General features: G+C 70.4%; 27 protein-coding genes. 13 read left to right on the forward strand and 14 right to left on the reverse strand.

Going from position 1 to position 25,621, the window contains the following annotated elements; all coding sequences use genetic code 11:
• The first annotated feature begins 125 nt into the window (after nucleotides 1–125).
• From A3G1_RS0127020 to A3G1_RS0127035, 4 genes are all read left to right on the forward strand, one after another.
• Nucleotides 126–890, forward strand: coding sequence for an ABC transporter ATP-binding protein (locus A3G1_RS0127020; protein ID WP_425411410.1), 765 nt, complete (start codon nucleotides 126–128; stop codon nucleotides 888–890).
• Entirely contained in the window at nucleotides 890–3,430 is a 2,541-nt protein-coding gene (locus A3G1_RS0127025) for an ABC transporter permease (RefSeq protein ID WP_018352630.1), read from the forward strand. The genes A3G1_RS0127020 and A3G1_RS0127025 overlap by 1 nt, the downstream gene beginning before the upstream one ends.
• A 151-nt stretch (nucleotides 3,431–3,581) precedes the next feature.
• Nucleotides 3,582–3,740 (forward strand): DUF5993 family protein, encoded by a 159-nt coding sequence (locus A3G1_RS40905; protein ID WP_018352631.1) that lies wholly within the window; start codon nucleotides 3,582–3,584, stop codon nucleotides 3,738–3,740.
• Nucleotides 3,740–4,324: a disulfide bond formation protein B gene (locus A3G1_RS0127035; protein ID WP_018352632.1), complete on the forward strand. Its 585-nt coding sequence runs from the start codon at nucleotides 3,740–3,742 to the stop codon at nucleotides 4,322–4,324. The genes A3G1_RS40905 and A3G1_RS0127035 overlap by 1 nt, the downstream gene beginning before the upstream one ends.
• Here A3G1_RS0127035 and A3G1_RS0127040 read toward each other — a convergent pair.
• The 4 genes from A3G1_RS0127040 to A3G1_RS0127055 all read right to left on the reverse strand — a co-directional run bounded on the left by A3G1_RS0127040 (nucleotide 4,321) and on the right by A3G1_RS0127055 (nucleotide 7,174).
• Nucleotides 4,321–4,944: a LysE/ArgO family amino acid transporter gene (locus tag A3G1_RS0127040; protein ID WP_018352633.1), complete on the reverse strand. Its 624-nt coding sequence runs from the start codon at nucleotides 4,942–4,944 to the stop codon at nucleotides 4,321–4,323. The two genes, A3G1_RS0127035 and A3G1_RS0127040, sit on opposite strands and share 4 nt — an antisense overlap.
• Complete coding sequence (locus A3G1_RS37090; RefSeq protein WP_018352634.1) at nucleotides 4,944–5,882, reverse strand: fatty acid desaturase; 939 nt, start codon at nucleotides 5,880–5,882, stop codon at nucleotides 4,944–4,946. Before A3G1_RS37090 ends, A3G1_RS0127040 begins: the two co-directional genes overlap by 1 nt.
• Nucleotides 5,883–6,087: 205 nt before the next feature.
• Nucleotides 6,088–6,588, reverse strand: a complete 501-nt coding sequence (locus A3G1_RS0127050) for a GNAT family N-acetyltransferase (RefSeq protein WP_018352635.1) — start codon at nucleotides 6,586–6,588, stop codon at nucleotides 6,088–6,090.
• A gap of 4 nt (nucleotides 6,589–6,592) precedes the next feature.
• Nucleotides 6,593–7,174: a TetR family transcriptional regulator gene (locus tag A3G1_RS0127055; RefSeq protein WP_018352636.1), complete on the reverse strand. Its 582-nt coding sequence runs from the start codon at nucleotides 7,172–7,174 to the stop codon at nucleotides 6,593–6,595.
• An 80-nt stretch (nucleotides 7,175–7,254) separates the two neighbouring features.
• Here A3G1_RS0127055 and A3G1_RS0127060 point away from each other — a divergent pair, with 80 nt between their 5' ends.
• Both A3G1_RS0127060 and A3G1_RS0127065 read left to right on the forward strand, forming a co-directional pair.
• Complete coding sequence (locus A3G1_RS0127060; RefSeq protein ID WP_026212566.1) at nucleotides 7,255–8,166, forward strand: oxidoreductase; 912 nt, start codon at nucleotides 7,255–7,257, stop codon at nucleotides 8,164–8,166.
• Between the two features lie 66 nt (nucleotides 8,167–8,232).
• Nucleotides 8,233–8,913: a DUF4097 family beta strand repeat-containing protein gene (locus tag A3G1_RS0127065; RefSeq protein ID WP_157641426.1), complete on the forward strand. Its 681-nt coding sequence runs from the start codon at nucleotides 8,233–8,235 to the stop codon at nucleotides 8,911–8,913.
• A 15-nt stretch (nucleotides 8,914–8,928) separates the two neighbouring features.
• On the opposite strand, the gene A3G1_RS0127070 is transcribed toward A3G1_RS0127065, so the two are convergent.
• Together A3G1_RS0127070 and A3G1_RS0127075 are read right to left on the reverse strand one after the other, a co-directional pair.
• Nucleotides 8,929–9,513: a DEAD/DEAH box helicase family protein gene (locus A3G1_RS0127070; protein ID WP_018352639.1), complete on the reverse strand. Its 585-nt coding sequence runs from the start codon at nucleotides 9,511–9,513 to the stop codon at nucleotides 8,929–8,931.
• 56 nt (nucleotides 9,514–9,569) lie between these two features.
• Nucleotides 9,570–10,478: an SDR family NAD(P)-dependent oxidoreductase gene (locus A3G1_RS0127075; RefSeq protein WP_018352640.1), complete on the reverse strand. Its 909-nt coding sequence runs from the start codon at nucleotides 10,476–10,478 to the stop codon at nucleotides 9,570–9,572.
• Between the two features lie 142 nt (nucleotides 10,479–10,620).
• Between A3G1_RS0127075 and A3G1_RS0127080 the strand changes: the two genes are divergently transcribed.
• Nucleotides 10,621–11,082, forward strand: a complete 462-nt coding sequence (locus A3G1_RS0127080) for an RICIN domain-containing protein (RefSeq protein ID WP_018352641.1) — start codon at nucleotides 10,621–10,623, stop codon at nucleotides 11,080–11,082.
• Nucleotides 11,083–11,220: 138 nt separating this feature from the next.
• Here the strand turns inward: A3G1_RS0127080 and A3G1_RS0127085 are convergent, their stop codons facing one another.
• From A3G1_RS0127085 to A3G1_RS0127110, 6 genes are all read right to left on the reverse strand, one after another.
• On the reverse strand, nucleotides 11,221–12,189 hold the full coding sequence (locus tag A3G1_RS0127085; protein ID WP_018352642.1) for a hypothetical protein: 969 nt from the start codon (nucleotides 12,187–12,189) through the stop codon (nucleotides 11,221–11,223).
• A 100-nt stretch (nucleotides 12,190–12,289) separates the two neighbouring features.
• Entirely contained in the window at nucleotides 12,290–13,792 is a 1,503-nt protein-coding gene (locus tag A3G1_RS37095; protein WP_018352643.1) for an MFS transporter, read from the reverse strand.
• 32 nt (nucleotides 13,793–13,824) lie between these two features.
• Nucleotides 13,825–14,388 (reverse strand): histidine phosphatase family protein, encoded by a 564-nt coding sequence (locus A3G1_RS0127095; RefSeq protein ID WP_018352644.1) that lies wholly within the window; start codon nucleotides 14,386–14,388, stop codon nucleotides 13,825–13,827.
• A complete protein-coding gene (locus tag A3G1_RS0127100; protein WP_018352645.1) occupies nucleotides 14,381–15,733 on the reverse strand; it encodes an SAM-dependent methyltransferase in 1,353 nt (450 codons plus the stop codon). The genes A3G1_RS0127095 and A3G1_RS0127100 overlap by 8 nt, the downstream gene beginning before the upstream one ends.
• 104 nt (nucleotides 15,734–15,837) lie before the next feature.
• Entirely contained in the window at nucleotides 15,838–17,616 is a 1,779-nt protein-coding gene (locus A3G1_RS0127105) for a hypothetical protein (protein ID WP_018352646.1), read from the reverse strand.
• A 160-nt stretch (nucleotides 17,617–17,776) separates the two neighbouring features.
• Entirely contained in the window at nucleotides 17,777–18,469 is a 693-nt protein-coding gene (locus A3G1_RS0127110) for a YqeB family protein (RefSeq protein ID WP_018352647.1), read from the reverse strand.
• A gap of 51 nt (nucleotides 18,470–18,520) precedes the next feature.
• Between A3G1_RS0127110 and A3G1_RS0127115 the strand changes: the two genes are divergently transcribed.
• Nucleotides 18,521–18,994 carry an anthrone oxygenase family protein gene (locus A3G1_RS0127115; protein WP_018352648.1) on the forward strand — a complete coding sequence of 158 codons (474 nt, stop codon included), beginning with the start codon at nucleotides 18,521–18,523 and terminating at the stop codon, nucleotides 18,992–18,994.
• On the opposite strand, the gene A3G1_RS0127120 is transcribed toward A3G1_RS0127115, so the two are convergent.
• A complete protein-coding gene (locus tag A3G1_RS0127120) occupies nucleotides 18,995–19,339 on the reverse strand; it encodes a MazG nucleotide pyrophosphohydrolase domain-containing protein (RefSeq protein WP_018352649.1) in 345 nt (114 codons plus the stop codon).
• 221 nt (nucleotides 19,340–19,560) lie between these two features.
• Between A3G1_RS0127120 and A3G1_RS0127125 the strand changes: the two genes are divergently transcribed.
• From A3G1_RS0127125 to A3G1_RS37105, 5 genes are all read left to right on the forward strand, one after another.
• Nucleotides 19,561–20,331 carry a hypothetical protein gene (locus A3G1_RS0127125; protein WP_018352650.1) on the forward strand — a complete coding sequence of 257 codons (771 nt, stop codon included), beginning with the start codon at nucleotides 19,561–19,563 and terminating at the stop codon, nucleotides 20,329–20,331.
• A gap of 369 nt (nucleotides 20,332–20,700) precedes the next feature.
• Nucleotides 20,701–21,678, forward strand: coding sequence for a phosphotransferase enzyme family protein (locus A3G1_RS0127130; RefSeq protein WP_018352651.1), 978 nt, complete (start codon nucleotides 20,701–20,703; stop codon nucleotides 21,676–21,678).
• 280 nt (nucleotides 21,679–21,958) lie between these two features.
• On the forward strand, nucleotides 21,959–23,461 hold the full coding sequence (locus A3G1_RS0127135) for a GGDEF domain-containing protein (RefSeq protein ID WP_051110678.1): 1,503 nt from the start codon (nucleotides 21,959–21,961) through the stop codon (nucleotides 23,459–23,461).
• 318 nt (nucleotides 23,462–23,779) lie between these two features.
• Nucleotides 23,780–24,193 (forward strand): hypothetical protein, encoded by a 414-nt coding sequence (locus A3G1_RS37100; protein ID WP_018352653.1) that lies wholly within the window; start codon nucleotides 23,780–23,782, stop codon nucleotides 24,191–24,193.
• A 244-nt stretch (nucleotides 24,194–24,437) separates the two neighbouring features.
• Nucleotides 24,438–24,761 (forward strand): DUF4241 domain-containing protein, encoded by a 324-nt coding sequence (locus A3G1_RS37105; RefSeq protein ID WP_083937139.1) that lies wholly within the window; start codon nucleotides 24,438–24,440, stop codon nucleotides 24,759–24,761.
• Between the two features lie 100 nt (nucleotides 24,762–24,861).
• Here the strand turns inward: A3G1_RS37105 and A3G1_RS0127150 are convergent, their stop codons facing one another.
• Nucleotides 24,862–25,518 carry a Type 1 glutamine amidotransferase-like domain-containing protein gene (locus A3G1_RS0127150; RefSeq protein WP_018352655.1) on the reverse strand — a complete coding sequence of 219 codons (657 nt, stop codon included), beginning with the start codon at nucleotides 25,516–25,518 and terminating at the stop codon, nucleotides 24,862–24,864.
• Nucleotides 25,519–25,621: the final 103 nt, after the last annotated feature.

The raw sequence follows: 25,621 nt of genomic DNA on the forward strand, positions 1-25,621 counted from the left end.
GCCTGGCCAGGCTGACTAAGGGTGAACCCTGAGGGGGTTGCAGGGAGTTCCCTGACACCGAAATCGGTGCCCTGGTCATCCTCCGGGCTGACGAGTGGCGCACGGCACGGGCCGACGATATGCGCATGACTCGAAACGCAGTGATGACGTCGACCGCGGTGGCCGCGCGCGCCGATGAGGTCTGGAAGGTGTACGGCAGCGGCGAGGCCCAGGTGATCGCGCTCGGCGGGGTGAGCGTGAGCCTGGCCAGGGGTGAGTTCACCGCCATCATGGGGCCGTCCGGCTCCGGTAAGTCGACGTTGATGCACTGCCTGGCCGGGCTGGACACCGTGACCCGCGGCGAGGTGCACGTGGGCGACACCAAGGTCACCGGCATGTCGGACCGGCAGCTTACGGCGCTCCGGCGGGACAAGGTCGGCTTCATCTTCCAGCAGTTCAACCTCCTGCCGACCCTGACGGCCGAGGAGAACATCCTGCTGCCGCTGTCGATCGCCGGGCGCAAGGCCGACCAGGCGTGGTTCGACACCGTGATCCGCACGGTCGGGCTCGCCGACCGGCTCAGGCACAAGCCGACCGAGCTGTCCGGCGGGCAGCAGCAGCGGGTGGCCTGCGCGCGGGCGCTGGTCGGGCGGCCCGAGGTCATCTTCGCCGACGAGCCGACCGGTAACCTCGACTCGCGGTCGGGTGCCGAGGTGCTCGGCTTCCTGCGGAACTCGGTGCGGCAGTACAACCAGACGATCGTCATGGTCACGCACGACCCGAACGCCGCGTCCTACGCCGACCGGGTCGTCTTCCTCGCCGACGGTCACATCGCCGGCGAGCTGCGCAACCCGACCGCCGACGCGGTGCTCGACACCATGAAGCGGCTCGACGGGGCCGGTGCGCACTGATGTTCAGAGCCGCGTGGAAGAGCCTGCTGTCCCGGAAGCTGCGGCTGCTGCTGTCGGGAATGGCTGTGGTACTCGGCGTGATGGCGGTGTCCAGCGCGCTGATCCTGACGAACTCGCTGAGCGCGTCCTTCGACTCGATGTTCCGCACGATCAACGCCAATGTGGACGTGCAGGTCACCGCCAAGCCGCTCGCCGAGAGCAACGGCGAGGACGAAGACAACGCGATGCCGCAGTATCTGAAGCCGGACGCGATCACCAGGGTCGCGGCGGTGCCCGGCGTGAAGACCGCCGTGGGGCAGGTCGACGCCAACGGGGCCCGGGTGGTGGCCAAGAACGGCAAGGTGATCGTCACGCAGGGCCCGCCGAGGCTCGGCACGGCGTGGCGGGACGGTGACGGCGTCGCCGAGCTGCGGACCGGCACCGGGCCGAAGAGCGACGACCAGGTCGCGATCAACGCGGTACTGGCCAAGGAGGGCCCGTTCAAGGTCGGCGACACCATCGAGGTGCTGACCCTGGAACCGAAGAAGAAGTTCACGGTCAGCGGCATCTTCGGCCTGTCCGGCGGCCGGGACTCGGTCGGCGGCGAGACGATCGTCGCGTTCACCGAGCCGGTCGCGCAGAAGCTGATGCTCGGCCAGCCCGGCGTGTACTCCTCGATCAGCGTGACGGCTGCCTCCGGCCAGACCCCGGCGCAGCTCAAGACGGCGATCGCCGCCGCGCTCGGCGACGGCTACGTGGTCAGGACCAGCGAGGAGGTCGCCAAGGCGCAGAGCGCGGACGTGCAGGAGTTCCTCAGCCTGTTCCAGAAGTTCCTGCTGGGCTTCGCCGGCATCACGCTGTTCGTCGGCATCTTCCTGATCCTCAACACGTTCTCGATCCTGATCGCCCAGCGCACCAGGGAACTGGCGCTGCTCCGCTCGCTCGGAGCCGGGCGGGGCCAGGTGATCCGGTCGGTGTTCTTCGAGGCGCTGATCGTCGGCGTGGTGTCGTCCACACTGGGCCTGTTCGCCGGGTACGGCGTGGCGGCGCTGCTGAAGAGCCTGATGTTCAGCAACCTGTCGGAAGCCACCCTGTCGTTCACTCCGGCGGCCGTCATCGCCGCCTACGCGGTGGGCGTGCTGGTCACGCTGGTCGCCGCCGTCGTGCCGGCCATCCGGGCCTCGCGGGTCGCGCCGATCGCCGCGCTACGGGACGCCGCGGCCACCGAGAAGTCGATGGTGAAGATCACGGTGGCCGGTGCGGTACTGCTCGCCGCCGGAGCCGGGGGCATCGCCTGGGCGCTGTTCGGCAGCCTCCCGGGCAGCACGATCTCGCTGGTGCTGATGCTCGGCGTGCTGCTGGTGTTCACCGGCGTCGCCCTGGTCACGCCGAGCGTGGCGCGGCCGATGGTCGGCGTGATCGGCCGGGCGTTCTCCTGGTCGCTGCCGGGCAAGCTGGGCAGGCGCAACTCGGCCCGCAACCCGCGGCGTACCGCGAACACCGCGGCGGCACTGATGATCGGCCTGGCCCTGATCACGGGGGTGAGCGTGCTGGCAGCCTCGCTGAACGCGAGCATGGAGGGCACGTTCAAGCGTGAGCTCAGTGCCGACCTGCTGATCATCCCGGACTCCGGTGACGCCACCTACGATCCCGAGGTCATCACCCGGATCAAGAACCTGCCGGGTGTGGACAAGGCGATCGGCCTGTACGGCGGGGTCACCGCCGACGTCACCGGCAAGCGGGTCTGGATGACGGGCCTCGACGTGGCCAGCGCGATCCCGATCCTGAACATCAAGGCGAAGGCTGGTGAGGTCCGCGCGCTCAAGCACAACGAGATGCTGATCAGCCAGCAGTTCGCCGACCTGCGCGGTCTCGGTACCGGGTCCTCGATCAAGCTGAAGACCGCGCGGGCCGGCGAGCAGACCTTCGTCGTGGCCGGCGTGTACGCCCCGCAGGAACTGTTCAGCGAGCCGCTGATCTCCGACACCGACGCCCGGGAGTACTTCCAGAGCCAGATGCCCGGCGTCGGCGCGGTCAAGCTCAAGCCGGGCGCGGACGAGAAGCAGATCCGCAAGGAGATCGAGGGCATGCTCGCCGGCTCGCCCGAGGTGGCCGTCGCCAGCCAGGCGGAGTTCGTCAAGCAGCAGTCCGGGCAGGTCGACACCGTGCTGAACATGCTGTACGCGCTGCTGGCCCTCGCCGTGATCATCGCGATCATGGGCATCGTGAACACCCTCGCCCTGTCGGTGCTCGAACGGACCCGCGAGCTGGGCATGCTCCGCGCCGTCGGGCTCAGCCGGTGGTCGGCGATGCGCATGATCACAGTGGAGTCCGTGGTGATCTCGGTGTTCGGCGCGGTGCTGGGCCTGGCGGTCGGTACCGGGCTGGGTGTCGCGGTGGTCCGCGCGCTCAAGCACGAGGGCTTCGACGAGCTGGCCGTGCCGTGGACCCGGATGCTGGTCTTCCTCGGGCTGTCGGTCGTGGTCGGGCTGTTCGCGGCGATCCTGCCCGCGATCCGCGCCGCCCGGGTCAACGTGCTCCAGGCCATCTCGTACGAGTAGCCGGGAGACCTCCGCCCGCCGTCTCGGGACCGGCGGCGGGCGGATAGAAGCTCAGCCCGTTCCTGGTGGCAAGGCCCCGCCACCGGGAACGGGCTGAGCCTTTGCTGGGAAAGGGCCCGGTACCGGCACAAAATCACATATGGTCCCCGTTATGGACACGGTGATCTTCGGGGTGCTCCTGCTGGCGGCGGTCGCCGTCCTGCAGGGACGGTCCCGGCGCGACGTCCTGATCGTCTTCGCCGGCGGTCTGGTCGTCGTGCTCCTGCTGTTCAACCACCACGTCACCAGCTCGCTCAACCTGGAGTTCTGATGACGTGGAACCGGGCGGGATTCTGGGCGCTGCACCTGTTCGTGCTGGCCTACTGCGGGGTGCTGCTGGGCGGCTTCATCGTCCAGTTCGGCGGGCACGAGTATCCGTGCCCGCTGTGCGTCCTCCAGCGGATGGCGATGATCCTCACGGCGCTCGGCCCGGCATACATCATCGTGCGGGCCAAGGCCGGCCCGGTGAGCCTGCGCGACTACACGACCGGGCTGGGCATGGCGATGGCCGGCGCGCTCGCCGGGGCGGCGATGTCCACGCGTCAGGTGCTGCTGCACATCGTGCCCGGCGATCCTGGCTACGGCGAGGCCGTGATGGGCCTTCACCTGTACACGTGGGCGCTGGTCACGTTCATCGTCGTGCTCGTCTACTGCGCCTTCGCCCTGATCTTCGCGAAGGAGCTGGTACCGGCGGGCGTCCGCTTCGGCTGGCCGTCCAGAGCGGTGCTGTGGCTGTTCACCGCCCTGATCGCCGCGAACATGATCGTGGTGTTCTTCGAGGAGGGCTTCCACTGGGTACTGCCGGACGACCCGGTGCGCTACCAGCTCTGCTACGACCTGGGCCTGTGTGACTAGCTGAGCACGGCGCGAGTCAGCTCCGCGGTCAGCAGCACGGCGAACGCGAGCATGACCCCGCCGGAGATCCGGTCGAACCACACGCGCCTGTCCGGCGTCAGGTACCGGCGCAGCAGCGCGGCCCCGACCGCCAGCACCGCGAACCACAGCCACGACGCCGTCACGGCACCCGCGCCGAACGCGACCCGCCCGGACTCGGGCTGTGCGGCGATGGCCGCGCCGAGCACGCCGACCGTGTCGAGAATGGCGTGCGGGTTGAGCAGGCTGACCGCGACCGTCCGCGTGACGACCCGCCGCGTACTGAACGCGGTGGCGTCGGCGGCCAGCTCGCCCCCCGCGTCCGGCTTGGACCGCAGGCTCTGCACACCGAGGTGGCACAGGAACACCACGCCGCCGGCCAGCAGGACGACGCGCAGCCCCGGTACGACGCCCAGCAGCGCCGAGACGCCACCGGCCCCGGCGAGGATCAGCAGGGTGTCGCAGGTGGCGGCAGCAGCGGCCGTCCACAGTGCCCGGGGCAGGCCGGCCGCGACGCCCTGGCCGAGCACGAACACGTTCTGCGCGCCGATCGGGGTGATCAGGGCCAGGCCGAGCGCGACGCCGCTGAGGAAGACGACCATCAGGGCAGCGGTGCGGGGCCGGTGAGCATCCGGGTACGGTACCTCAGCTCGCGGCCGTAGCCACCTGGGTCGGCGGCCAGCAGCGCCCGGTGCAGGCCTGGGAGCCGGTGATGCGGGACGCCGGGCCAGAGGTGGTGCAGGGCGTGGTGCCCGTCGCCGTGCGGGTGCACCAGCAGCCGGTGCCACGGGCCGAGGTTGGACCAGGTCGCCGCGAAGAGGGTGGCCGTGCCGGTGTACGAGTGCTCGGAAGCCTCGCCGGCCAGCCGGACAGCTGGCAGGACGAGCAGGAAGCCTGCCAGCCAGACGGCACTGCTCAGCACGGCTGCCGCCGGACCCCAGCTCAGGCCCGAGACCGCCGTGAGCGCCAGCCCGCAGAACGACGGGCCGGCCACGGCGGCCCAGCTGGCCGGTGTCACGGTGCGCTGGTACCAGAAGAGGCGGCGGTACACACCGCGCAGCAGGGCCAGCGGAGAGTGCCGCGGAAGCGCGGCGAGGTTGAGCTCCTGGTAACGGCGCCATTCCGGGTCCTCCCACGTGCCGAACCGGCCATGGTGGACCAGGTGCGCCGACCGGTACGCGCTCAGCCGCAGGCCGGACGGCAGCCCGGCGAGGGTGACGGTGAGCAGGTCGTTGAGCCAGCGGGTACGCCGGACCCAGTTGAAGTGCGAGCCCTCGTGCACCAGGCATTCGAGGCCCCGCATCGCGCGCGCGTAACCGGCCAGGCCCGCGAGGCCCGCCAGCACCCCGGGCACCGGGCCTGCGATCGCCAGCGTCCACGCTGGGCCAAGGAGCGAGAACACGAGCAGCAGGTGGCAGGCTCCGGCGGCCGCGAAGGTCAGTACCGGATTCGTGCGGTGGGCGGCCGCGACGAGCCCCCTCAGGTGCGCGGGCGGGGTGTACCCGCGCCTGTACGTCCTTGCCCCCGTAGCAACAGACATGCTGGCGAGGCTAGGCGGGCGCTCGCTCGGATCCGGACCCTGTTCCTGCATAGTGGACAGTCGCGTGACGCTGGCCGGCCGGTGTTCCGCGATCGGTGGTTACGTTCACCAGCGTCGATGCGCGATCGGTGCGGCCCGGGTCTGGCGGTCGAGTGTGGCGCAGGTCACGTGGCGGCGTTCCAGGATGCGGGCGCGCCGTCCCAGTTCAGTTCAGCTCGTCGAACTCTTCCGGGTACGTGACGTGACCCTGCGGCTCCCCGTTGTAGGCGGGCAGCGGCAGCACCTGGTAGGCGGCCCCGACCCCCGGCCACGGGGCGACCAGGTTGTACTCCGAGGCCGGCTCGAACCCGAACCGCGCGTAGTACCCCGGATCGCCGAGCACCACGACCAGCGGCAGCCCGGTCGCGGCGGCGGCGTCGAGCACCGCGCGGACCACAGCGGAACCGTAGCCCCTGCCCTGGCACTCGGGCAGCACGGCGACCGGTGCCAGGCTCAGCGCCGGCGCCCCGTCCACCTCGACCCGGGTGATCAGGGCGTGCCCGACGACCACCTCGTCCTCGGTGACCACCCAGGACAGCCCGCCGATCCACGCCTTGCTGTACCGGAGCGCGTCGACGAGCCTGGCTTCCTCCGGCCGGCCGAACGCCGCCTCGTGCACGCGGTGCACCGCGCCGCCGTCGCCGGGCCGCTCGGCCCTGACCGTCATCTGTTCACGCTAATGCCAGGCTGGCCTGCGCGAAGGCCTGATCGACAAGCTCGCCGAGGTCTTCGGCCCCGTCGGCGGCCGCCCAGCGCTCGACGGCGGCCTCGTAGGCGGCGAAGCCGATCGCGGCCTGGACACTGGCCCGGTACGGCTCGCCGGTCCGGGCGGCCAGCAGGCCGGCCACCTCCGTGCGCAGCTGGTGCTGCCGGTCGAGGTACCTGGCCCGGACCGCCGGGGTGCCGAGGACCAGCCGGGCCAGCCGCAGGCTCTTGGCCGGATCCGGGTGCCCGGTGGTGAACTCGTCGATCGGGATCTGGAACACCGCACGCAGCGCCTCGGCAGGGGACTCCGAGGCCGGGCGGGTGGCCAGGCCTGCCCGGATCGCGTCGGCCAGCTCGCTGAGCATCTCGATGAGGACGTCTTCCTTCGCCGCGAAATACCGGAAAAATGTTCTTTTCGACACCCCGGCGGCGGCGGCGATCTGCTCGATCGTCGTTTCCTCGAAGCCCTGGTAGGCCAGCAGCTTGAGCGCGGCCTCGGACAGCTCGTCGCGGACGAGCTGGCGCTTGCGGTCGGCGAGGCTCCTCATGACGGCGAGCCTACCAGGTGCCATAGCTGGCGTGATGAGCCTTAGTTGACACTCAGTGCCATGCGAGGCATGCTGTGCTCATGAACGCGACTCGCTGGACCGCAGACCAGATCCCCGCCCAGCACGGCCGGACCGTCATCGTGACCGGAGCCAACAGCGGGCTCGGTTACGTCACCGCCCGTGAGCTCGCCCGGCACGGTGCCCACGTGATCATGGGAGTGCGCAACCCCGCCGCCGGCCAGGCCGCAGCCGCCCGCATCCGGCAGGACCACCCGGCAGCGCAGCTCGACGTCCGCCAGCTCGACCTGGCCGACCTGACCTCGGTCCGGGGCTTCGCGGAGAGCATCGGCGAGGCCGACGTGCTGGTCAACAACGCCGGCGTCATGATGTGCCCGAAGGGCGAGACCGCGCAGGGCTTCGAGCGGCAGTTCGGCACGAACCACCTCGGGCACTTCGCTCTCACCGGCCTGCTGCTCGGCAAGCTCCGCCCCGGCCGCGACCCGCGCGTGGTCACCGTCTCGTCCGACCTGCACAAACGAGGCAGGATCGATGTCGGGAACCTGGGCGGCGGCTCCTACAGCCGCGTCGGCGCCTACTGCCAGTCCAAGCTCGCCAACGTCCTCTTCGCACTGGAACTCGACCGGCGGCTGCGCGCGGCCGGGTCGCCGGTGCGCAGCCTCGTCACCCACCCCGGATACTCCGACACGAACCTCCAGTCCAGCGGGCCGACCGGCCTGATGAACCTGGTGCTCAAGGTGACCAACCGGTACATGGCCCAGCCTGCCGAGATGGGCGCGCTGACCCAGCTCTACGCCGCTGCGGCCCCCGAGGCGGCCGGCGGGCAGTTCATCGGGCCCGACGGCAGGGGCGAGAAGCGCGGGTACCCGGCGATCGTCCACCCGGCACCGCTCGGCACGGACGCGGCGCTCGCCCGGAAACTGTGGACGGTGTCGGAGGAGATGACGGGCGTGACGTACGCGGCCCTGGTGTAAAGGTCAGGGCGGGGATCAGGGGCAACCCTGACGCGGGCCGGACCAAGATCAGAAATCATGGTCGCCATGACGACGGCGAAGATCTTGATGGCAGGCGCGGCCGGGCTGCTCCTGGCCGGGACGGTATCCGGCTGCCGGATCGAGTCCGGCGACCGGACCGAGACTTCCAACGCCTACGAGGTCGCCGAGGTGGCCACCAGGCTGGAGATCACCGGTAAAGCCGGATCGGTCCGGGTGGTGGCCAGCAGCGGGCCGATCAAGGTCCGCGAGCGGGTGAAGTACAAGGACAAGAAGGTCACCACCCGGCACGCCGTGGCCGGCGGGGTCCTCAAGCTGACCGACGACTGCGTGGAGGACTGCGAGGTCGGCTACACCGTGCAGATCCCCGCAGCCACGGTGGCCGCCATCAACCTCGGCGAGGGCTCGATCGCGGTCGAGGACCTGACCGGCGACCTCGACCTGCGGACCGAAGGCCAGATCGAGGGCATCGGGCTGGGCGGCAAGCGGGTCAAGGCGACCGGCGACTCCGGCAGGATCAGCCTCAGCTTCGCGGCCGTGCCGGATGACGTGACTGCGAAGAACACGGCGGGGGAGGTCACGATCGCTGTGCCGTCCGGCACGAAGTACAAGGTCAAGACCTCGCGTTCGGCCGGATCGGCCAAGGTCACCGTGGACACCGACGACAGCTCGGCGCACGCGATCACGGCGGGCACCGACGTGGGCGACGTGGTGGTCAAGAACTCCTGACAGGTGTACCCGCGCTCAGCGCGCGACAGCCGACAGGCCGAAGTGGGCGATGGCCCGCCCGGCGACGGCCTCCGGGCTGAGCGCGGTGTTGTCGACCCGCAGGTACCCGGGCTGGTCGTCGAACCGGCCTTCCGAGCTGAACTGGTGCTGCTCGTCCATCGTGAGCAGATGCCGGTCCGACCAGGCGAGATCCCGCTTGGACGGCTTCTCGGCCAGCCGGGTCGCGCCCCGGTTCCGCTCGATCCGGACCTCCTGGCTGGCCGACAGCTCCAGGTACCTGACGGCGGCACCCCGGGCACGGAACGGCTCGGCGTAAAGGCTGAGGGCCTCCTCGTCGCCTGGCAGGTCGTACGCCCACGCGTACGTGAAGATCAGGCCGGGCAGGTCACTCGCGGCGACCTCCTCGAACACCTGCTGCCGGAAGTTCCGCACCAGCCTGCCGAACGGCTCGGTACCGAAGTCGAACAGCCGCAGCACCGGCTCTATCGCCATGTGGTTGTGGAAGAGCCTGAGCCCGGTACGCCGGGCGATCTCCTGGCCGACGGTCATCTTCCCGGCGGCCAGCGGGCCGACGACGAACAGGAGGGTCTGGTCTGACATCCCGCGAGGCTACAGCAGCGCCTCCGGCTCAGCCGCCTGGTTTTAGAGGTCCTAACTCAATGGCGGTGGTGCTGTGGCGAGTTCCAGGAGGCGAGCGGCAAGCAGATCTCAGAGCCGGATACCGGTGTTGTATCCGGCTCTGAGATCTGCGCAGTCCGGTCGTCTTCTGGGGCCGCCAGAGCGCCGCCAGTCATTGAGTTAGGACCTCTTATCCCGGAGATCTCGGCGCAGCGGGCCAGCAGTTGCTCCTGGAAATCAAGGCCGGAGGCTGCCGGGTGCGGCGTGATCGCTGCCTGGTGCTTGAAGAACAGGCCCGAACGGGCCGCCTCCGCCTCCTCGCTGACGGCCAGCCAGGCCTGGGTCGCTGCGCCCAGCGTGAAGTCGCTCGAACCGCCGGGGCCGCCCATCCTCGTCGCCACCCAGCCGGGGTCGACGGCGTTGGAGCAGGTCTCCGGCCAGCGGCGGGCATAGGCGAAGGCGAGCCCGATGACGTGGAGCTTCGTGTCGGAGTAGGCACGGGAGGCGTTCCACGGGCGGCGCGACCACTGGAGGTCGCTGAGATCGGGGTCGCCGCCGCGCTGCATGACCGAACTCAGGTACACCAGGCGGGCCGGGCGGGCGATCAGCTCGGTGAGCACGTACGGCGCGAGGGTGTTGACCGCGAAGAGCGCGGTCACGCCGTCGGCCGTCATGGTCCGGAGTTCCCTGCTGCCCAGCGCGGCGTTGTGGATCACCGCGTCGAACTGGCCGAGCGCGTTGGCCCCGTCAGCCACCTGCTGCATGCCCTCCACTGTGGAGAGATCGCCGACCAGTACGTGATCCGCCGACGGCAGGGCTGCCCGGGCGTCGGCTGCCCGCTGTTCGCTGCGGGCGTGGAGGGTGACGGCATGGCCTGCGGCTGCGAGGAGACGCCCGGCCGTCAGGCCGAGCCCGTCAGCGGAGCCGGTGATGAGCACACGTGACATACCCGGAAAACTACCGCAGGAGCTGCCTCTATGGACACCTCTGGGCTCGTCGATCCGCTGTTGAACGTTCGTTGACCGGCGGCTGGTGTCCTTCGTGGTGCACGGGCCCGGCACAACGGGCTCCCTCCACTGAGGAACGATCATGACGCGTAACACCATCGGCCGGGCCGGGCTGGCCGTCGCGGCCGGAGCTGTCGTCGCCGCATCGCTGGCCGGTACGGCACAGGCCGCCGAGGTCTACCCGGCTTCGCGGTACGTCAACGGGGCGACCGGCTACTGCCTCGACGGTGACTACGCCGGCCGGGTGTACACGATGGGCTGCAACGGCGGGAACTACCAGAACTGGTACGTGATCGACCACGGCACCTCGCAGGAACTGGTCAGCGCGCAGACCGGCCGCTGCCTGGACAGCAACGCCGTCGGCAACGTCTACACGCTGCCGTGCAACGGCACCGCCTACCAGAAGTGGACGCTGGTGTTCACCCAGGGCGGCTACGGCTACAGCAACGTCGCCACCGGCCGGGTACTCGACAGCAACTGGCAGGGCCAGGCCTACACGCTCCCCCTGAACAACAGCCCCTACCAGACCTGGCGGCGCGCGTAGTGCCGACCCGCTGAGGACGAATCTGGACTGCGCATCACGGTTTCCCACGTACAACACCGGTACGAGGGAAACCGTGATGCTTGCCAGATCCGCCCTCAGCGGGCCACCGCGCGTCAGATCAAGAGCAGATCAAGTGCTTTAGTGCTTCAGGCTTTCCGCGCCGATGATCCGCAGGCTCGGGCTGAAGTCGCCCGGGCCTGCCGGGGCAAGCTCGACGGCGAGGACCTTCTCCGGGCCTGCGTCGAAGAGCGGGCAGTAGACCTGCTCGCCCTTGCCGTGCCGGTGGTGCTGCCAGCCCTGCTCCGACCACAGCACCGGCTGGGCGCAGTCGGCGCAGATGTAGTTGCGGACGGTGCCCGGCTCCACCGGGTAGCGGTCGGCGGGCCGGGCCTTCGGCTCGGTGCCGGACATGCCGGGGCCGAGCACCCGGCCGTCGGTGCCGCCGCCAGGGGTCCGGCTGGCGATCCGCCACGGCAGCTTGCGCTCGGGATCGGTCCGGTTGAGCATGGCGCGGGCCTCGTCGAGGCTGCCGTGCGCGGAGATGTGCCAGCCGCGCGGCGTGTCGACGACGAGCGTCCACATCGCCACGGCCGCGTCGTCCCTGGCGATCCGGTACCTCGCCTCGACGCTGCCGCCCGGCGCGCAGCCGAGCTGCTCCACGACGTCGATCAGGTCCTCGGCGAGGTGGAGTGTGATCAGCCGCCGGGCGACCTGCATCTCCGACGTGCGGCAGGCCAGGGCGAGGCGGGGCAGCCGGGTGCGGCGCTGCCAGCCGCCCCGGAGGATCTCGTCGTCGGACGCCGTCCAGTACTGCCGGCCGTCAGCCGCATACCGGCTGAGGACGGCGCTGCGCCAGTCGTAACCCGGCTCCTCGGCCAGCCGCTGGCGCAGCCACTCCTCGGCGACGGACACCTTGCGGATGTCGAGGTCGAGGGGGGTGAGCTGCTTGAGCTGCGCCTCGATGGCCGGCACTGAGCGGCCGAGGTCCGCGGCGATCTGCTCGATCGTCAGGCCGCGGCGCAGCTCGACGATCAGCTCGGCGTGGTGGTGCTCGGTCCAGGTCTCCCCGGAGTGCGAGGGACGGTGGGCAAGATCGGGAACAGCCATGAGGAAACCTCCGCCATAGGGAAAGCATCGGTGGCGAGGTGAACATTACGCGGGGGGTACGACAGTTTTAGATCGATCAGCGCCGATGTCCACTGCGGAATCAGTGACTGGCGGCCGCGGTGGCTTTCACGGGCGGTACCAGGAAAAACACCGCAACGGCCAGCAAGATCATCGCAATGCCGACACCCACGCCGGTGACGCTGAACGCTGAGCTGAACGCATCCCTGGCAGCATCGGCCAGCGCCGGGCCGCCGGGGGCCGGCAGGGTGCCGGCGGTGAGCACGGCCTCGCCGATCGAGTCCTGGGCGGCGGTCACCGAGCCCGGGGGAGTCCCGGGCGGGATGTCGAGCCAGCGCCGGTAGAGCGCCACGGTCAGGCTGCCCAGCACGGCGACGCCGAGCACGTTGCCCAGCTCGTACGACGTCTCCTGGATGGACGCCGCCCCGCCTGTCCGTTCCGGCGGCGCGAACGCCATGATCACGACGGTGCTGGAGATCAGGGCGAGGCTCAGCCCGAAGCCCATCAGCGCGAGGGAGATCCCGACCAGCACCGGGCCCGGCGCGCTGACGGCGCTCGGCACGACCAGCGCCGCACCGAGCAGCGCGATCCCGGCAGCCATCGCCGTGCGGGCCGGCCACCGGTCGAGGATGCGGGGCCCGGCCAGCGAGGCGGCCATCGACGCGATCGGCGCGGGCAGCAGCGCCAGGCCCGCCTCCATCGGCGACATGCCTTTCACGAACTGGAGCCACTGCGTGAGCAGGAACATCAGCGCGCCGAAGCCGACCATCGCCAGCAGGTAGACGGCCACCCCGACCGAGAACGACCGCGAGCTGAACAGCCGCACGTCGACCATCGGATCGTCCTGGCTGAGCTGCCGCCGGGCGAACAGCGCCAGCAGCACGACGCCCAGCACGAAGAACCCGCCGGACTGCCAGTCGAACGGACCCTCCTTCGCCGTCATCTTGATCCCCTGGACGAGCGCGGCGAGACCCGCGCAGGACAGCACGACGCCGGTCCAGTCCCAGCGGGCGGACGACGGGGTGAACGACTCGCGGATCAGGTACAGGCCGGCGGCCAGGGTCACGAGCACGATCGGGATGTTGACCAGGAACACCGAGTTCCAGTGGAAGTGCTCCAGGAGGAACCCGCCCAGGATCGGGCCGATCGCCGCGCCCACCCCGGCGATCGTGGCCCAGATCGCCAGCGCCCGCGTCCGTTCCCGCTCGTCGTCGAACGTGTTGCGGATGATGGACAACGTGGACGGCATGATCATCGCCCCGCCGAGGCCGAGCAGGCCACGGGCAGCGATCAGCGCGGCCGGGTCCGGAGCGAGGACCGGGATCAGTGAGGCGAGGCCGAACACGACCAGCCCGGCGCACAGGATCCGCTTACGGCCGGTCCGGTCACCGAGCGCGGCCATCGTGACGAGGAAACCGGCCAGCACCAGCGCGTAGCCGTTGACCACCCACAGCTGCTCCAGCGAGGTCAGCTTCAGGTCAGCGACCAGCGACGGCAGGGCGACGTTCAGGATCGTCGCGTCCAGCGCCACCATGAGCAGGCAGGTCGACAGCACGCCCAGGACCCACCACCGCCGATTGTCCATGACGGCAGTTTTTCATGGCTTACCGACCGTTATTAGCTATTCCATTTCAGGAGTACCTGACGGGAACGCTCGAACCCCAGCACCGACACCGTGGACGTGTCCAGCCGCAGCCGGCCCCCGCCCGACGGTGGCAGCCCGATCCACCGCGCGGCGCACACGCGCAGGCAGTGCCCGTGCCCGACCAGGGCGACGTCGCCGTCGGCCAGCAGGGGCAGGGCGGCAGCCAGTACCCGGTCGGCCCGCGCGCCCACCTCCTCCGGCGACTCCCCGCCCGGGCAGCCGTCCCGCCACAGGTCCCAGTCGGGCCGGCCCTCCCAGATCTCGGCGGTGGTGATGCCCTCGTACCCGCCGTACGCCCACTCCGCCAGATCCTCGTCGACCCCGGTCACGCGCAGCCCGGCCAGCTCGGCCGTCCGCTGGGCCCGCAGCCGCGGCGAGGTCCACACGGCGGCGAAGTGCCGGCCACGCAGCTTGGCCTTCAGCGAGCGCGCCTGGTCCTCACCGGTACTGGTCAGCGGCAGGTCCGTGACAGACGTGTGCCGGCCGGTGGCGCTCCACGCCGTCTCCCCGTGCCGGACCAGCACGATCTCAGACATGCCCGGCCTGGCCAGCCACCGTGCCCAGCCCGCCGGAGCCGGGCTGGAGGATGCCGGGCTGCGCCAGGCCTGGCTGGGCCAGATCCGGCTGGCCGAGCCATTCCGCCCGGGTCGGGGGCATGCCGCTGCCACCCCCGGGCAGGGGGCGGACCGCGAGGATCTGGTTCACGCCGATCTGGCCGTACTTGAAGCCGAGGGCCGAGGCCGTCATGTACAGCCGCCACACCCGGGCCCGGCCCTCGCTGGTCAGCTTGACGGCGCGTTCCCAGCCGGCGTCCAGGTTGGCAGCCCAGGCCAGCAGCGTGCTGGTGTAGTGCTCGCGGAGCGACTCGAAGTCCCTGACCTCGAAGCCGGCCCCCTCGATCAGCGACAGGGTCAGCCCGGCCGGGCTCAGGTCGCCGTCGGGGAACACGTACGACTCGATGAACGACGGCTGCGCCGGGCTGCTCGCCGGGCTCCGGCTGATCTGGTGGTTGAGCAGCCGCCCGCCCGGCCGCAGCAGCTCGAACAGCCGCGCGCAGTACCCGGCGTACTCCTCCTCGCCCACGTGCTCGGCCATGCCCACACTGGACACCGCGTCGAAGGGACCGTCGGCGACGTCCCTGTAGTCCTGGAGACGGAAGTCGACCCGGCCGTCGAGGCCGGCCTGCGCCGCGCGTTCCCTGGCGAGTTCGAGCTGCTGCTCGGACAGGGTCACGCCCACGACGTCCGCGCCGTACTCCTTGGCGGCGTGCAGAGCCAGCGAGCCCCAGCCGCAGCCCACGTCGAGCAGCCTGCTCCCCGGGCCGAGGCCGAGCTTGCGGCAGATCAGGTCCAGCTTGGCCTGCTGGGCCTCCTCGAGCGTGGCGGCGGGAGCGGTGAAGTACGCGCAGGAGTACACCATCGTGGGGCCGAGGACGAGCCGGTAGAACTCGTTGCCCACGTCGTAGTGGTGGCTGATCGCCGCCCGGTCGCGGTCCCGGCTGTGCTTGGCCCCGGCGAGGTGGCCGATCTCCTCCGGCGGCGGGTCCGGCTCGCCGCCCAGCACGCCCAGCAATGTGGCCTGCCGGAGCAGCTCGGCCTTGTCGATCGCGCGGAGCAGCGGGCGGCCCCTGATGACCGAGAGGCGTTCGAGCGCGGTGTACAGGTCGCCGTCCACGTCGAGCTCCCCGGCCACGTACGCCCGGCCGAGGCCCAGCTCGTTGGGCTGGCGCGCGATGCGGCGCAGGGCCTGCCTGTCGCGCACCCACAGGACCGGCCCGCCCTCGGGCCCGGCCTCCGAGCCGTCCCAGGCCCGGATCCGAAGCGGCAACCCGTCGCCGAACAGCGTCGTGAACACCTTCAGCAGGCGCCCGGCAGCAGCCATCGCAGCTCTCCCTCCGCTGGTGATCCCAGACTAGGGGAAATCGCGTGAGCGGGGCGAGAAGTAACGCACTCCGGCGAGTGCCGGCGTTTCCGCAGGTCAGAACGTCAGGACTGTGCGGCCCACGGTGCCTTGAGGACGTAGCTGCTGACCGAGCCCGACGGGTTGAGCACGACCTTCCAGCCCTCGACGAGGTGGGCCTGGAGCCGCCACTGCTGGCGGTCCTCGACGACGAGGTAGCCGGCGCCGTACCGCTTGGCGATCGCCGTCACCGCCGCCGGGGCCAGCCGGTCGAAGTCGGCCGTGTGCCGGATGCACTGGTCGAAACCGCCGAGCGCCTCCATCCGGGCCGCGTACTGCTTCCACGGGTCACCGCCGTACGGGCCGTACTTGCAGTCCACGACGATGGCGCGCTTGGTGACCTGGCGGATCCGGCCGGAGGTGGGGGAGACGAGCAGCTGCTCGCCGGGCGGCACGACCCGCTCGACCTGCTCGCCCCACGAGCGCAGCGCAGCGTCGTTGTAGAACGTCGGGTCGAACTTGCGGAAGTGCATCCGCCCGCTCGTGAAGGCCGGGAGCAGGGTCAGCAGCGCGACGGCGAGCACTGCCGTCGTCCACGCCGGAGCCTTGTACTCCTTGAACTCCGGCACGGTCATCAGCAGCGTGATCAGGATCAGCACGGCGAGGGTCGCGAAGGCCACGGCACCGCCGCGCGGGTACCCGAGGATCCAGCCGCCCTGGCCCAGCGCCACGTACCCGAGCATCATCGTCAGGCCGAGCAGCGCCCAGCGGGCCAGCACCCCGACCCGCGCGAAGATGATCGCGACCATGCCCCAGACGGCGAGCGGGAGCATCATCACGTCGAGCCGGTAGATGTTCAGCCCCTGCGCGAGCACGCCGAGCCCCGGCACGTCGTACCGGTCGACCATCACGCCGGCCGTCAGTCCCACGGCGGGCAGGATCACGACGACCCACCAGCGCCAGCGGTCGGAGCGGGCCAGGTACACGATGGTCAGGAAGGCGAAGGCCATCAGCGCCATGCCGCCGGCGATCTGCTGCGGATCCCAGATCGTCGCGTTGCAGTGGAACGGGATGAGCTTGTCGCACGCGGCGGCGAAGTCCTCGAGGTGGCCGGCGACCGGCCGCAGCCGCAGCCCGAAGAACACGATCGCCGCCGAGGCCAGGCCGGAGCCCGCCAGCCACCAGTCGATCTTCCGGGTACGCGCGAACACCACGGCAGCCGCCGCCAGCAGCAGGACCAGCACCACCGCGCCCTGCTGCACGTGGACGAGCGCAGTCGCGACGGCGGCCAGCCCGGCGACCCGGTGCCTGCCGATCAGCAGCGCGCCGGTCGCGAGGTAGATGAGGAACCCGCTGAGCACGCCGGGCAGCGCGATCGCCAGCAGCGGCGAGCCGGTGCCGAGCAGCCACTGTGGCGTGATCGCCGCGATCGCGGTCACCAGGAGCACCGCCAGCCACGGATGCCGTCCTGCCCAGGCCCGGGCCATCATCGTGGTGGCCGCCCCGAAGACGACCAGGCTGATCACCCAGTAGGCGAAGTAGACCGCCGCCACCGAGCCCAGCTTCACGCCGAGGAACGTCACGATGTCGAACAGCCAGTGCGGCTGCGGGGCGTTGTCGACCGTCCAGTCGTTCTTGAACCAGTCGGGATTCGCCCAGCGCATGCCGACCGGCGACAGCACGAGATGGTCGTTGTCCCCGGCGTTGTACCCCCACCGCATGTGCATCAGCACACCCAGCAGCAGGGCGCTGAGCCCCGTCATGCCGAGGTCCGCAGGGCGGAACCAGCGGCGGCGGGCCGGGGCCGGTGCGCCAGCAGCGGGATCGCTGGCCGTGTCCTGCTGGCCCGAGCCGATCCTGGTCATACCGGTTGCCAAGACACCCTCCCGTAAGCTGCCGGGCCCCGGTACCGGGGCCACCCAGGCGATCGGGCCAGGGTGCGGCATTCCGCAGAACAGGGTACGTGGTCGTGGCGAATCCTTTGCGAGTGCCGGGTTGCCCGCCAGAACCACATCTTCCGGACTTTCACCCCTGAATCAGGCGCCAGTACTGCCGTTTCTTCTCTTCGCGGACAACAACCCCCAGCCGGGCGAGCTCGGCCCGCAGCTCGGCTGCGTCGCGTGTCTCACTCTTTCCCAGCGCCTTCTGCCTGGCCTTGAGCAGCGCGTCAGCTCCGGCCGGCAGCCCGTCCATGCCCTCGGCCCACCGCCGGAACTGGGCGTGATGAGGATCGCCCCCGGCCAGCCACGGGTAGCCGTGCCGGGTGAAGGCACCGGCCAGCGCGTCCGCCGGCAGGTCACCGGTCTCACGGGCCAGCTCCGCGGTACCGGGACCGAGCACGACGACCTGCTTGCCGTCGAGGAACACGGCGTGTACCTGCTGCCGGGGCACGTGGTGCTCCTTGCCGCCGCGCAGGAAGTCCACTCCGGACACCGCGACCCGGACGGTCAGGCTCTCGTGCGCGGCGAGCAGCCCGAGCACCACCCCGGCGAGGAGGCCCACGCCGATCCCGCCCAGCGTGCGGCCCGGCTCGGGCAGCGAGCTGATCAGCTTCGCCGGCCCCTGGAACGGCGCCCACGGCCACGTCGTCATCCACTGTGCCAGCAGTGTCAGCAGCCAGCCGGCCACCGCGCCCAGCGCCGGGAACACACCCCAGATAATGATCTTGTTGATGGCGGGCTCGGCGACCACTGTCCCGGTGCTGTCGTCGGAGAACATCCGCCCAGTCTGCCCTACCGTAATCAGCACACCGCCCCGCTGGAGGTACCGATGCCCGACCTGCCCACTGCGGTACTGCTCGCCGCCGTCGTCTGCATGGGACTGTCGGCAGGCCTGTTCTACGCGTACAGCTGCTCCGTGATGCCCGGCCTGCGCCGCGCTGACGACCGGACCTTCGTCACCACGATGCAGGAGATCAACGTCGCGATCCTCAACGGCTGGTTCATGCTGAGCTTCCTCGGCGGCCCGCTGCTGGCCGGCGTCGCGACAGCCGTCCACTTCGGAACCGGCGGCAAGGTCCTGGCCTGGACCATCGCCGGCCTGGTCCTCGCCATCGCGAAGCTCGTGATCACCGGCGCCGTCAACGTGCCGCTGAACAACGTGCTGGCGGCGGCCAGCCGCGAAGGTGACGTGGGTGCGGTCCGCGCCCGGTTCGAGGCGCGCTGGGTCCGGTTCAACAACCTCCGCACCCTGGCCGCGCTGGGCTCCTTCGCCTGCCTGGCCTGGGCGCTCGCCATCCGGTGATCAGGCGGTTCCGTCGCGGGCCGCGCCGAGCTGGGCCGCGACGGATTCCTCCAGTTCGGACATCGTCCGGCGGAAAACCGGCCCAAGATCTATCTCGTACTTGGCCGCGAGGACCAGCACCGACCACAGGCAGTCGGCCAGCTCGTGCTCCAGGGCCCCCCGCCCGCCGGGCATGTCCCGGGCACCCTCGGCCGCCATGACCAGTTTCGCGAGGTCGCCGACGTCGCCGGTGAAGCCCAGCATGAACTCCTCCCTGGTCCACACCCGGCCACGCTTCGCGAGGTTCAGCTCGTCGTACAGGTCGTGCACGCGGAGCGCCCGCGCTGTGAGTTCATCAAGATCCATAACTGGAGGACGGTACCGGAGCCGGCCGCAGTTCTCAGCCCCGCCCGGCAGCTGGGGGCTCGCCGCCGGGCGGGCGTGACGTGATTCAACGGACAGTTCGCGCGGTAGATCAACGCACTGTATGCGGCACATGAGAATGCTCCAACCTTGTCGCGCCGCCAGCTCCTTGGGCGGAAATATCAGGCAGGGGTCCTCTTGACGCTGCTTGTACGCTCGCGGCCATGGACGCAGGCCACCTCCTTGCTCACCTGAACGCCCTGGAGCCCGATCTGCGGGCCGACTGCGTCTTCCGGGCGGGCTACGCGGATGAGGTACTCGGCGAGCTCCGCGACCGGCTGGCTGCATGGGACGGCGAGGATCTGCCTGCGCTGTTCAGCGCGGTCAGCGACGGCATGGTGGCGTATGCCCTGGCCCGCGTCGTGCACAGCGCCCCCGGTTTCGCGCCGGCGGCGCCAAGCCGCGCCGGCTCGGTCGAACCGACCGGTGCCGAGGAGTTCGAGCGCGTGATCGCTGGCGACCTCCACGTCGGCGGAGACGTCGGCATGTACAACGGGGAAGCGCTGATCGTCCTGGGCGACCTTCACGCGAACGCGGTCAGCGCCGACGAGACCGCCCACGTCATCGTTGCCGGCACAGTGACAGCGCGTTCCGTGTGGAGCGAAGGAAACGTGCTGGCCAACGACATCAACGCCGAGCTTGTCTACGGCTCGTACGAGGCTGGCACTCTCGGCGTCAGCGGCACACTGCGGGCCCGCCTCGTCGTCAACAACAGGCACGGCTTCGCGGCGGGATCCGTCGAGGCCGGCTTCGTCTTCGACGGCGACACAGGGTTTCTGTCACCGCAGGACGAGCAGCGCCTCGACGAGCTGGCCGTGCGGGTGCCGCAGTCTGTTGTGGTTCGCGACGGCGAAAAGGGAGACCAGCTCGTCGGACGCGTCGACATGGGGAAACTGATCCGGCACGTTGACGCAGGCGGTAGTCCCCTCGCTTGATTGTGGGGCGCCCCGGTTGATCGGCGGCGGGGCTCGGCCGAAGCGTCCCGGCGACAGCGGCGCGAACATACGCTCATCGGCAGGGCTGGATGTTCGCCATGCGTCCTGCCGGCAAGGATCCTTCGTATGGCTGGGATTCCCCTAACGGACACGCGGTTCCGGGTCGGGCTGGGCTGTCGGCAGGTCGGCCAGGCGTAGTCAGCCGTGCCGATGACCGGAGGCCGCAGCGGCCCGGCGTCGGCAGGATCAGCTCCGGTTCGGTGGCTGGCGGGTGCCGGGGTACAGAAAAGCACTGGCGTAGCTGCACCCGATCCGCTGTGATCTTCCCGATCAGGCGTCAGCCCGGTTTTCGGCCGAACGGGGGTTCACATGTCGGAACTGAGTGGCGATGTCACGCCGGCCCTGCTTGCCAGTGCCTACACACTAGGCAGTGTCAGCGGCTGGGCGCAGGCGGCGGAAGGGTCGGCTGGCGAGATTTTCCGGCTGGTGACCAGCGAGGGCGTCTTCGCCGCCAAGGAGTTCACCGGCGAGCAGCGGCCGGCCTCCGAGGACCTGGAATGGCGGGCCGGCTTCGCCAGCGCCTGCCGGGCCGCAGGGGTGCCCAGCCCGGACACGCTGCGCACGACCAGCGGCGGCCTGCTCTTCGACCATCCGGAAACGGGCAGGCCATGGCTGGTCCAGCCGTGGGTGGACGGTACTGTGCCCGACCGCACCGATCTGGCGGCCACGGTGTGGCTGGCCGAGCAGGCGGCGCTGATCCACCAGCTCGCCGTGCCCTGTCGTGCAGGCGAGGAGGTTTTCCCGTTCTACGTCCAGGTGGACGCGGACTGGGCTGGCCTCGCCGCTGGCGCTCAGGAAGCAGGTCTCGAGTGGGCTGGCCGGCTCGCGGACCGGGCGGCGGAGTTCGCTGAACTGACCGAGTTCGTCAACGCCGCGCCGATCGGTGACGTGGTCAGCTGCCACCGCGACCTCAAGACCGCCAACACCCTCGCCGGTGCGGACGGGAGCCGGTGCCTGCTGGACTGGGACACGGCCGGCCCTCAGGAACCCTGGCGGGAACTCGGCACCCTCCTGATCCACCACGTGCGGGACGAAGCGGCGCTCCGCGCCATCGCCGGGGCGTACCGGCGAGCCGGCGGCCCGGCCTGGCCGGAGGGCGCGGTGCTGTTCGCCACCGGCCTCGCCGTCTGGCTCAACTTCCTCGACGGCCAGGTCTCGGCCGCGCTGGACCCGGAAGCTGACGAGGACGCCCGGGACTTCGCGGAGTTCATCGCGCCGAAGCTCACCGAGGACATCCCCGGCTTCGCGATGCTGGACGCCGCAGCTGGCGTGGTGGCTGCCAGCTGACACACCCAGAACAGCGCGGAAAGCCGCCAGGGCGCTCCGCGCTGTTCTGCGCGCACAAATGAGCCGCGTGAAACCCTCCCAAGGCGCCAGAGCGCGTGGCATTCGGCAGGTCGGCCAGGCGTAACCGGCCGTGCCGATGACCGGAGGCCGCAGCGGCCTGGCATCAACAGGGTCAGCTCGATCGGGTGCTGTCCGATCCGCGTGTCGCCAAATCGGCCGTCCGCGCCTTCCGGGTGGCAGACGATGGATTCGTTCCCTCGTTTCCCGGGAGGCGCGGACGGTGCAGGAACAAGACGGTGCCAGTCAGCCGGGCCTGCCGGTGGGTGAGGAGCTCAGGCGGCTGTCGCGGGCCGGGCGGGCCAGGGAGGCCGTCGCGATGGCCGACCGGCTGCTCGCCGGGCAGCTGAGCGACCGCGACCGGGTGACGGTACTGCTGGCCAAGATCACCGCGCTGCTCAACCTCGACCAGGTCAGCCGGTGCGCGCCGCTGATCGACACCGCCTTCGGGCTGCTCCAGCGCCTGGACGCCCCCGCACTGCTGGGCAGGCTGCACGCCCTCGCGGCCGGCATGTCGCGACGGCACGGAGCACTCGACCGGTGCCTGGCCCACCTGGTACACGCGGCACGGGCTCTGGAACTCGCCGGCCCGGCCGGTGACACCGACGCGGCTACGGCATGGCTGGTGATGTCCGTGGTGTACTCGCGGGCCGGGTTCCACGAGATGGCCGCGGTCTCCCTCGGGAACGCGCAACGGGTCGCCGCGGAGGCTGGCCTGCCGCCCGGCCCGTACACGCACCCCGAGGTCCAGCTGCGGTGGGCGCTGTGGCTGGACCACCACGGCGACACGGCGGGGTGCCTGCGGGAGCTGTCCGCCCTGGCCAGCGGGCTCGGCCCGGACGACGTCGTGGCTCAGGAGCGGCCGTTCCTGGCGTACGCGGGCGCGCGGATGGCCGCCCTCGGCGCTGTCCCGCCCCGGGATCCGCTGGCGGTCCTCGGCTCCCACGAACCACAGAGCCCGCAGGGCCAGGCGATGGTGGACCTGGTCCGGGTCTGCCTGGCCCTCGCCGCCGGCCGGTCAGCCGAAGCGCTGTCCCGGCTCGAAGCGCCGGGACTGACCGGGCAGGTCACCGAGGCCGAGGCCCAGCGGTTGCGCGCGCTGGCGCACCGGGCGGCGGGTGACCTGGAGGCAGCGCTGGAAGCGGAACGGGCGGTGGTCCGCGCCTCGGCGCCCCTGTCCCGGCGGCTCCGTGCCCTGTGCGTCGACGGAGTCGCCGCGCGCCTCGACCAGGACGAACTTCGCCGGAACATGTCGCGCTACTCCGACGAGGCGCAGACCGACGCGCTGACTGGCCTGCCGAACCGCCGTCACCTGGAGCGGTTCGTCGCCGACCTGACCGCGCACGGCGGGACCGGCACGGTGGGGGTCGGCGACCTGGACGGGTTCAAGGCGGTGAACACAGTGCACGGTCACCTGTCCGGTGACGCGGTACTCCAGCAGGTCGCGGCGATCCTCACCCGGGTACTGCGCTCGGCCGACTTCTGCGCCCGCTACGGCGGCGACGAGTTCGTGGTGGTGCTGCCCGGCACCGGGCTGCCCGAGGCGGGGGAGGTGGCAGCCCGGCTGGCCGCCGCCGTGTCGGGATTCGACTGGGCCACCCTGGTACCCGGCACCCCGGTCGCCCTGACCGTCGGCCTGGCCGAACTGACCCCGGGCGGCACGCTCGCCGAGGCGTTCGGCCGCGCCGACCTCGCCATGCTGCGCAGCAAACCCAGACCCAGCTGAGCGGCTGCGTCTCCTGTGAAGCGTTGCGTCACATGACGAATCCAGGCGCACTACCAGGGCGGGAGGGCGGTCGGGGCTCCGTGCTTTTATTGCCGCAATACCGGTAACGATAATTCGATAATCAACGCCAGAAACCTCCCGAGGGGACAACACCATAATCCCTGTTATGTGGTGGGTGTGCTGAACGGGGAACTGCACTGGCCGGCATGAGCTTGGCTGGTGTCAGGTCCGGAACGTGTCGGTGTACAAGCCACCCCCAAGGGGCCTGTCCGACCCGGCACGGTGGAGCATCAATCCAGCCCACGTGAAGGAAGCACTATGGACCAGCAGCCTCAGCCGGACGCATCCCCAGGCGAGATTCACTTCGACGAGCCCACACAAAGCCACACGGTCACCCTGCCCACCATCGGCCGGCTGTGGCTGATCTCCGACGACGAAACTCCCTTCGTCGATCTGCTTCCCCACGCCCGCCGGATCATCGCCGCCTTCGACCAGGTCCACCGCGAAAGCCTCGCATTCCTATGGTCCTGGGGCGCCACGGGCGACGAGACAGCCGAGGACCAGGCCCGGTTCCGCGACGAACTGCGCCCCGAGACCGTGACCCTGCACCCCTCAGGTGCCTTCGTCGTGCACTACGCCGTCACCGCCGGCCGGCACTTCCCCGACGGCTACTGGCCCGCCGTCCACCACCACGCCGACCTGACCCCAGCAAGGGTCACTGTGGAGGCATGAACCCACCAGCTGAAGACACCGCCGATCTCCGGTGCCGCCGTCGACGAGGCTCGCGCCCTAGAAACGACAGGTAGATCCGGACACCCCAGGTGGCAACCGTCCGGATCAAGTTGTCGCACCCCAGCTCAACCGGCCGTCGCCCGACAAGTCTTACCGGAGGGCGAAGGCCGGGAGCAACTGCCAGAGCGGTGCTGGAGTCAGCAGTTCGAGCGGGTGGCCCGGTGCGGTCGTTCACACCGCCGCGCTGTGCCTGGTGGTGCGGGATGAGCCGGTGGTCGCCTGGGAGCCGGCACTGTTACCCGAGCAAGACGTGGCGGAACTGGGCGAGGACGAGTTCTTCGGCTACGGCGTGGACGCCGGCCCGGGTGCGTTCCCGCCGGGGGTGCTGCCCGAGGAGCCAGTGCCGGGCCTGCTGGCATCCGGCGTTGCCGCCGCCGGCCGGGCCGACCTGGTCTCGGTGACCTCTGGCTGGGGCGACGGCTGCTTGGGGACCTGGATCGGCTGGACGGCCGCCGGCAATGTGGCGGCGGCAGTTACGGACTTCGGGGTGTGGCCGGCACATGCCTGACCTGCCACAGGTCTTCCGGGAAGCGGGCCACCGGCGCTGATGCCGTTCCGCTTCCGGCAGACTCTTACAGATCAGTAATCGACGACATGGTTGCGGGCCATCACCCGAACTTCGTCCATTGCCCTTCGGAGACCACCTCGACGGAGCCGTCGATGACCTTGATCGCCGTCTGCTCGTCGATGGCATAGGCCGGCACGCCTAGGTCAGCAGCCCACCTCTCCGCGTCAGCGAGGGTGTTCTCCGGGAAAGCGTCCAGGTGCGGGAAGATCGAGAAGCCGACGACTCCAAGGGTCCGGTCGTCCGGCGCGGACGGCCACTCGACGAATTCCGCCCCGATCCGGGGCGTCATCACCATGCTTCCCGCGCTCACCCCCACCCAGACCATGTCGGGCAGCGAGGGCAGCAGATCGGCCAGCCCGGATTCTCGCATCCAGTGACACAGGTACGTCGCGTCGCCGCCGTCGACCAGGAGCACGTCGGCCTCCCGGACCCAGGGGACCCATCGCTCCGCGCCGACGGTGGGCAGCGCGATGAGTTCCAGCAGGCCCAACGACTTCCAGCCAAGGCCGCACAAGTCCGACGGGCTCTGGCCGGCGATGAAACGCCAGGCCGAGGCGGGGGTGCACATGGGGTGCCCGTACTCCGCTGTGGGAATACAGAGGGCATTGGATTCGCCGATCGGCTTGCCGAGGAGCTGCACGAGCGCCGAGTGGATGCTCGGGTTCGTGACGCCACCTGACGTAAGCAGGAGCTTCAAGGTGCCTCCGATGTCGCGCGCGGAAGGGTAGTTGCCTGAAGATCAAAGTCCGAGCCGGGACTCATCGTAGTTCGGGCACCCTCTTTTCGGAGGCCCCACGTTA

The organism is Longispora albida DSM 44784 (assembly GCF_000379825.1).
Taxonomy (GTDB): domain Bacteria; phylum Actinomycetota; class Actinomycetes; order Mycobacteriales; family Micromonosporaceae; genus Longispora; species Longispora albida.

Coding starts and splice junctions, on each gene's coding strand:
- A3G1_RS0127020 (WP_425411410.1), top strand. CDS start 126: ATGACTCGAAACGCAGTGATGACGTCGACCGCGGTGGCCGCGCGCGCC.
- A3G1_RS0127025 (WP_018352630.1), top strand. CDS start 890: ATGTTCAGAGCCGCGTGGAAGAGCCTGCTGTCCCGGAAGCTGCGGCTG.
- A3G1_RS40905 (WP_018352631.1), top strand. CDS start 3,582: ATGGACACGGTGATCTTCGGGGTGCTCCTGCTGGCGGCGGTCGCCGTC.
- A3G1_RS0127035 (WP_018352632.1), top strand. CDS start 3,740: ATGACGTGGAACCGGGCGGGATTCTGGGCGCTGCACCTGTTCGTGCTG.
- A3G1_RS0127040 (WP_018352633.1), bottom strand. CDS start 4,944: ATGGTCGTCTTCCTCAGCGGCGTCGCGCTCGGCCTGGCCCTGATCACC.
- A3G1_RS37090 (WP_018352634.1), bottom strand. CDS start 5,882: ATGTCTGTTGCTACGGGGGCAAGGACGTACAGGCGCGGGTACACCCCG.
- A3G1_RS0127050 (WP_018352635.1), bottom strand. CDS start 6,588: ATGACGGTCAGGGCCGAGCGGCCCGGCGACGGCGGCGCGGTGCACCGC.
- A3G1_RS0127055 (WP_018352636.1), bottom strand. CDS start 7,174: ATGAGGAGCCTCGCCGACCGCAAGCGCCAGCTCGTCCGCGACGAGCTG.
- A3G1_RS0127060 (WP_026212566.1), top strand. CDS start 7,255: ATGAACGCGACTCGCTGGACCGCAGACCAGATCCCCGCCCAGCACGGC.
- A3G1_RS0127065 (WP_157641426.1), top strand. CDS start 8,233: ATGACGACGGCGAAGATCTTGATGGCAGGCGCGGCCGGGCTGCTCCTG.
- A3G1_RS0127070 (WP_018352639.1), bottom strand. CDS start 9,513: ATGTCAGACCAGACCCTCCTGTTCGTCGTCGGCCCGCTGGCCGCCGGG.
- A3G1_RS0127075 (WP_018352640.1), bottom strand. CDS start 10,478: ATGTCACGTGTGCTCATCACCGGCTCCGCTGACGGGCTCGGCCTGACG.
- A3G1_RS0127080 (WP_018352641.1), top strand. CDS start 10,621: ATGACGCGTAACACCATCGGCCGGGCCGGGCTGGCCGTCGCGGCCGGA.
- A3G1_RS0127085 (WP_018352642.1), bottom strand. CDS start 12,189: ATGGCTGTTCCCGATCTTGCCCACCGTCCCTCGCACTCCGGGGAGACC.
- A3G1_RS37095 (WP_018352643.1), bottom strand. CDS start 13,792: ATGGACAATCGGCGGTGGTGGGTCCTGGGCGTGCTGTCGACCTGCCTG.
- A3G1_RS0127095 (WP_018352644.1), bottom strand. CDS start 14,388: ATGTCTGAGATCGTGCTGGTCCGGCACGGGGAGACGGCGTGGAGCGCC.
- A3G1_RS0127100 (WP_018352645.1), bottom strand. CDS start 15,733: ATGGCTGCTGCCGGGCGCCTGCTGAAGGTGTTCACGACGCTGTTCGGC.
- A3G1_RS0127105 (WP_018352646.1), bottom strand. CDS start 17,616: ATGACCAGGATCGGCTCGGGCCAGCAGGACACGGCCAGCGATCCCGCT.
- A3G1_RS0127110 (WP_018352647.1), bottom strand. CDS start 18,469: ATGTTCTCCGACGACAGCACCGGGACAGTGGTCGCCGAGCCCGCCATC.
- A3G1_RS0127115 (WP_018352648.1), top strand. CDS start 18,521: ATGCCCGACCTGCCCACTGCGGTACTGCTCGCCGCCGTCGTCTGCATG.
- A3G1_RS0127120 (WP_018352649.1), bottom strand. CDS start 19,339: ATGGATCTTGATGAACTCACAGCGCGGGCGCTCCGCGTGCACGACCTG.
- A3G1_RS0127125 (WP_018352650.1), top strand. CDS start 19,561: ATGGACGCAGGCCACCTCCTTGCTCACCTGAACGCCCTGGAGCCCGAT.
- A3G1_RS0127130 (WP_018352651.1), top strand. CDS start 20,701: ATGTCGGAACTGAGTGGCGATGTCACGCCGGCCCTGCTTGCCAGTGCC.
- A3G1_RS37100 (WP_018352653.1), top strand. CDS start 23,780: ATGGACCAGCAGCCTCAGCCGGACGCATCCCCAGGCGAGATTCACTTC.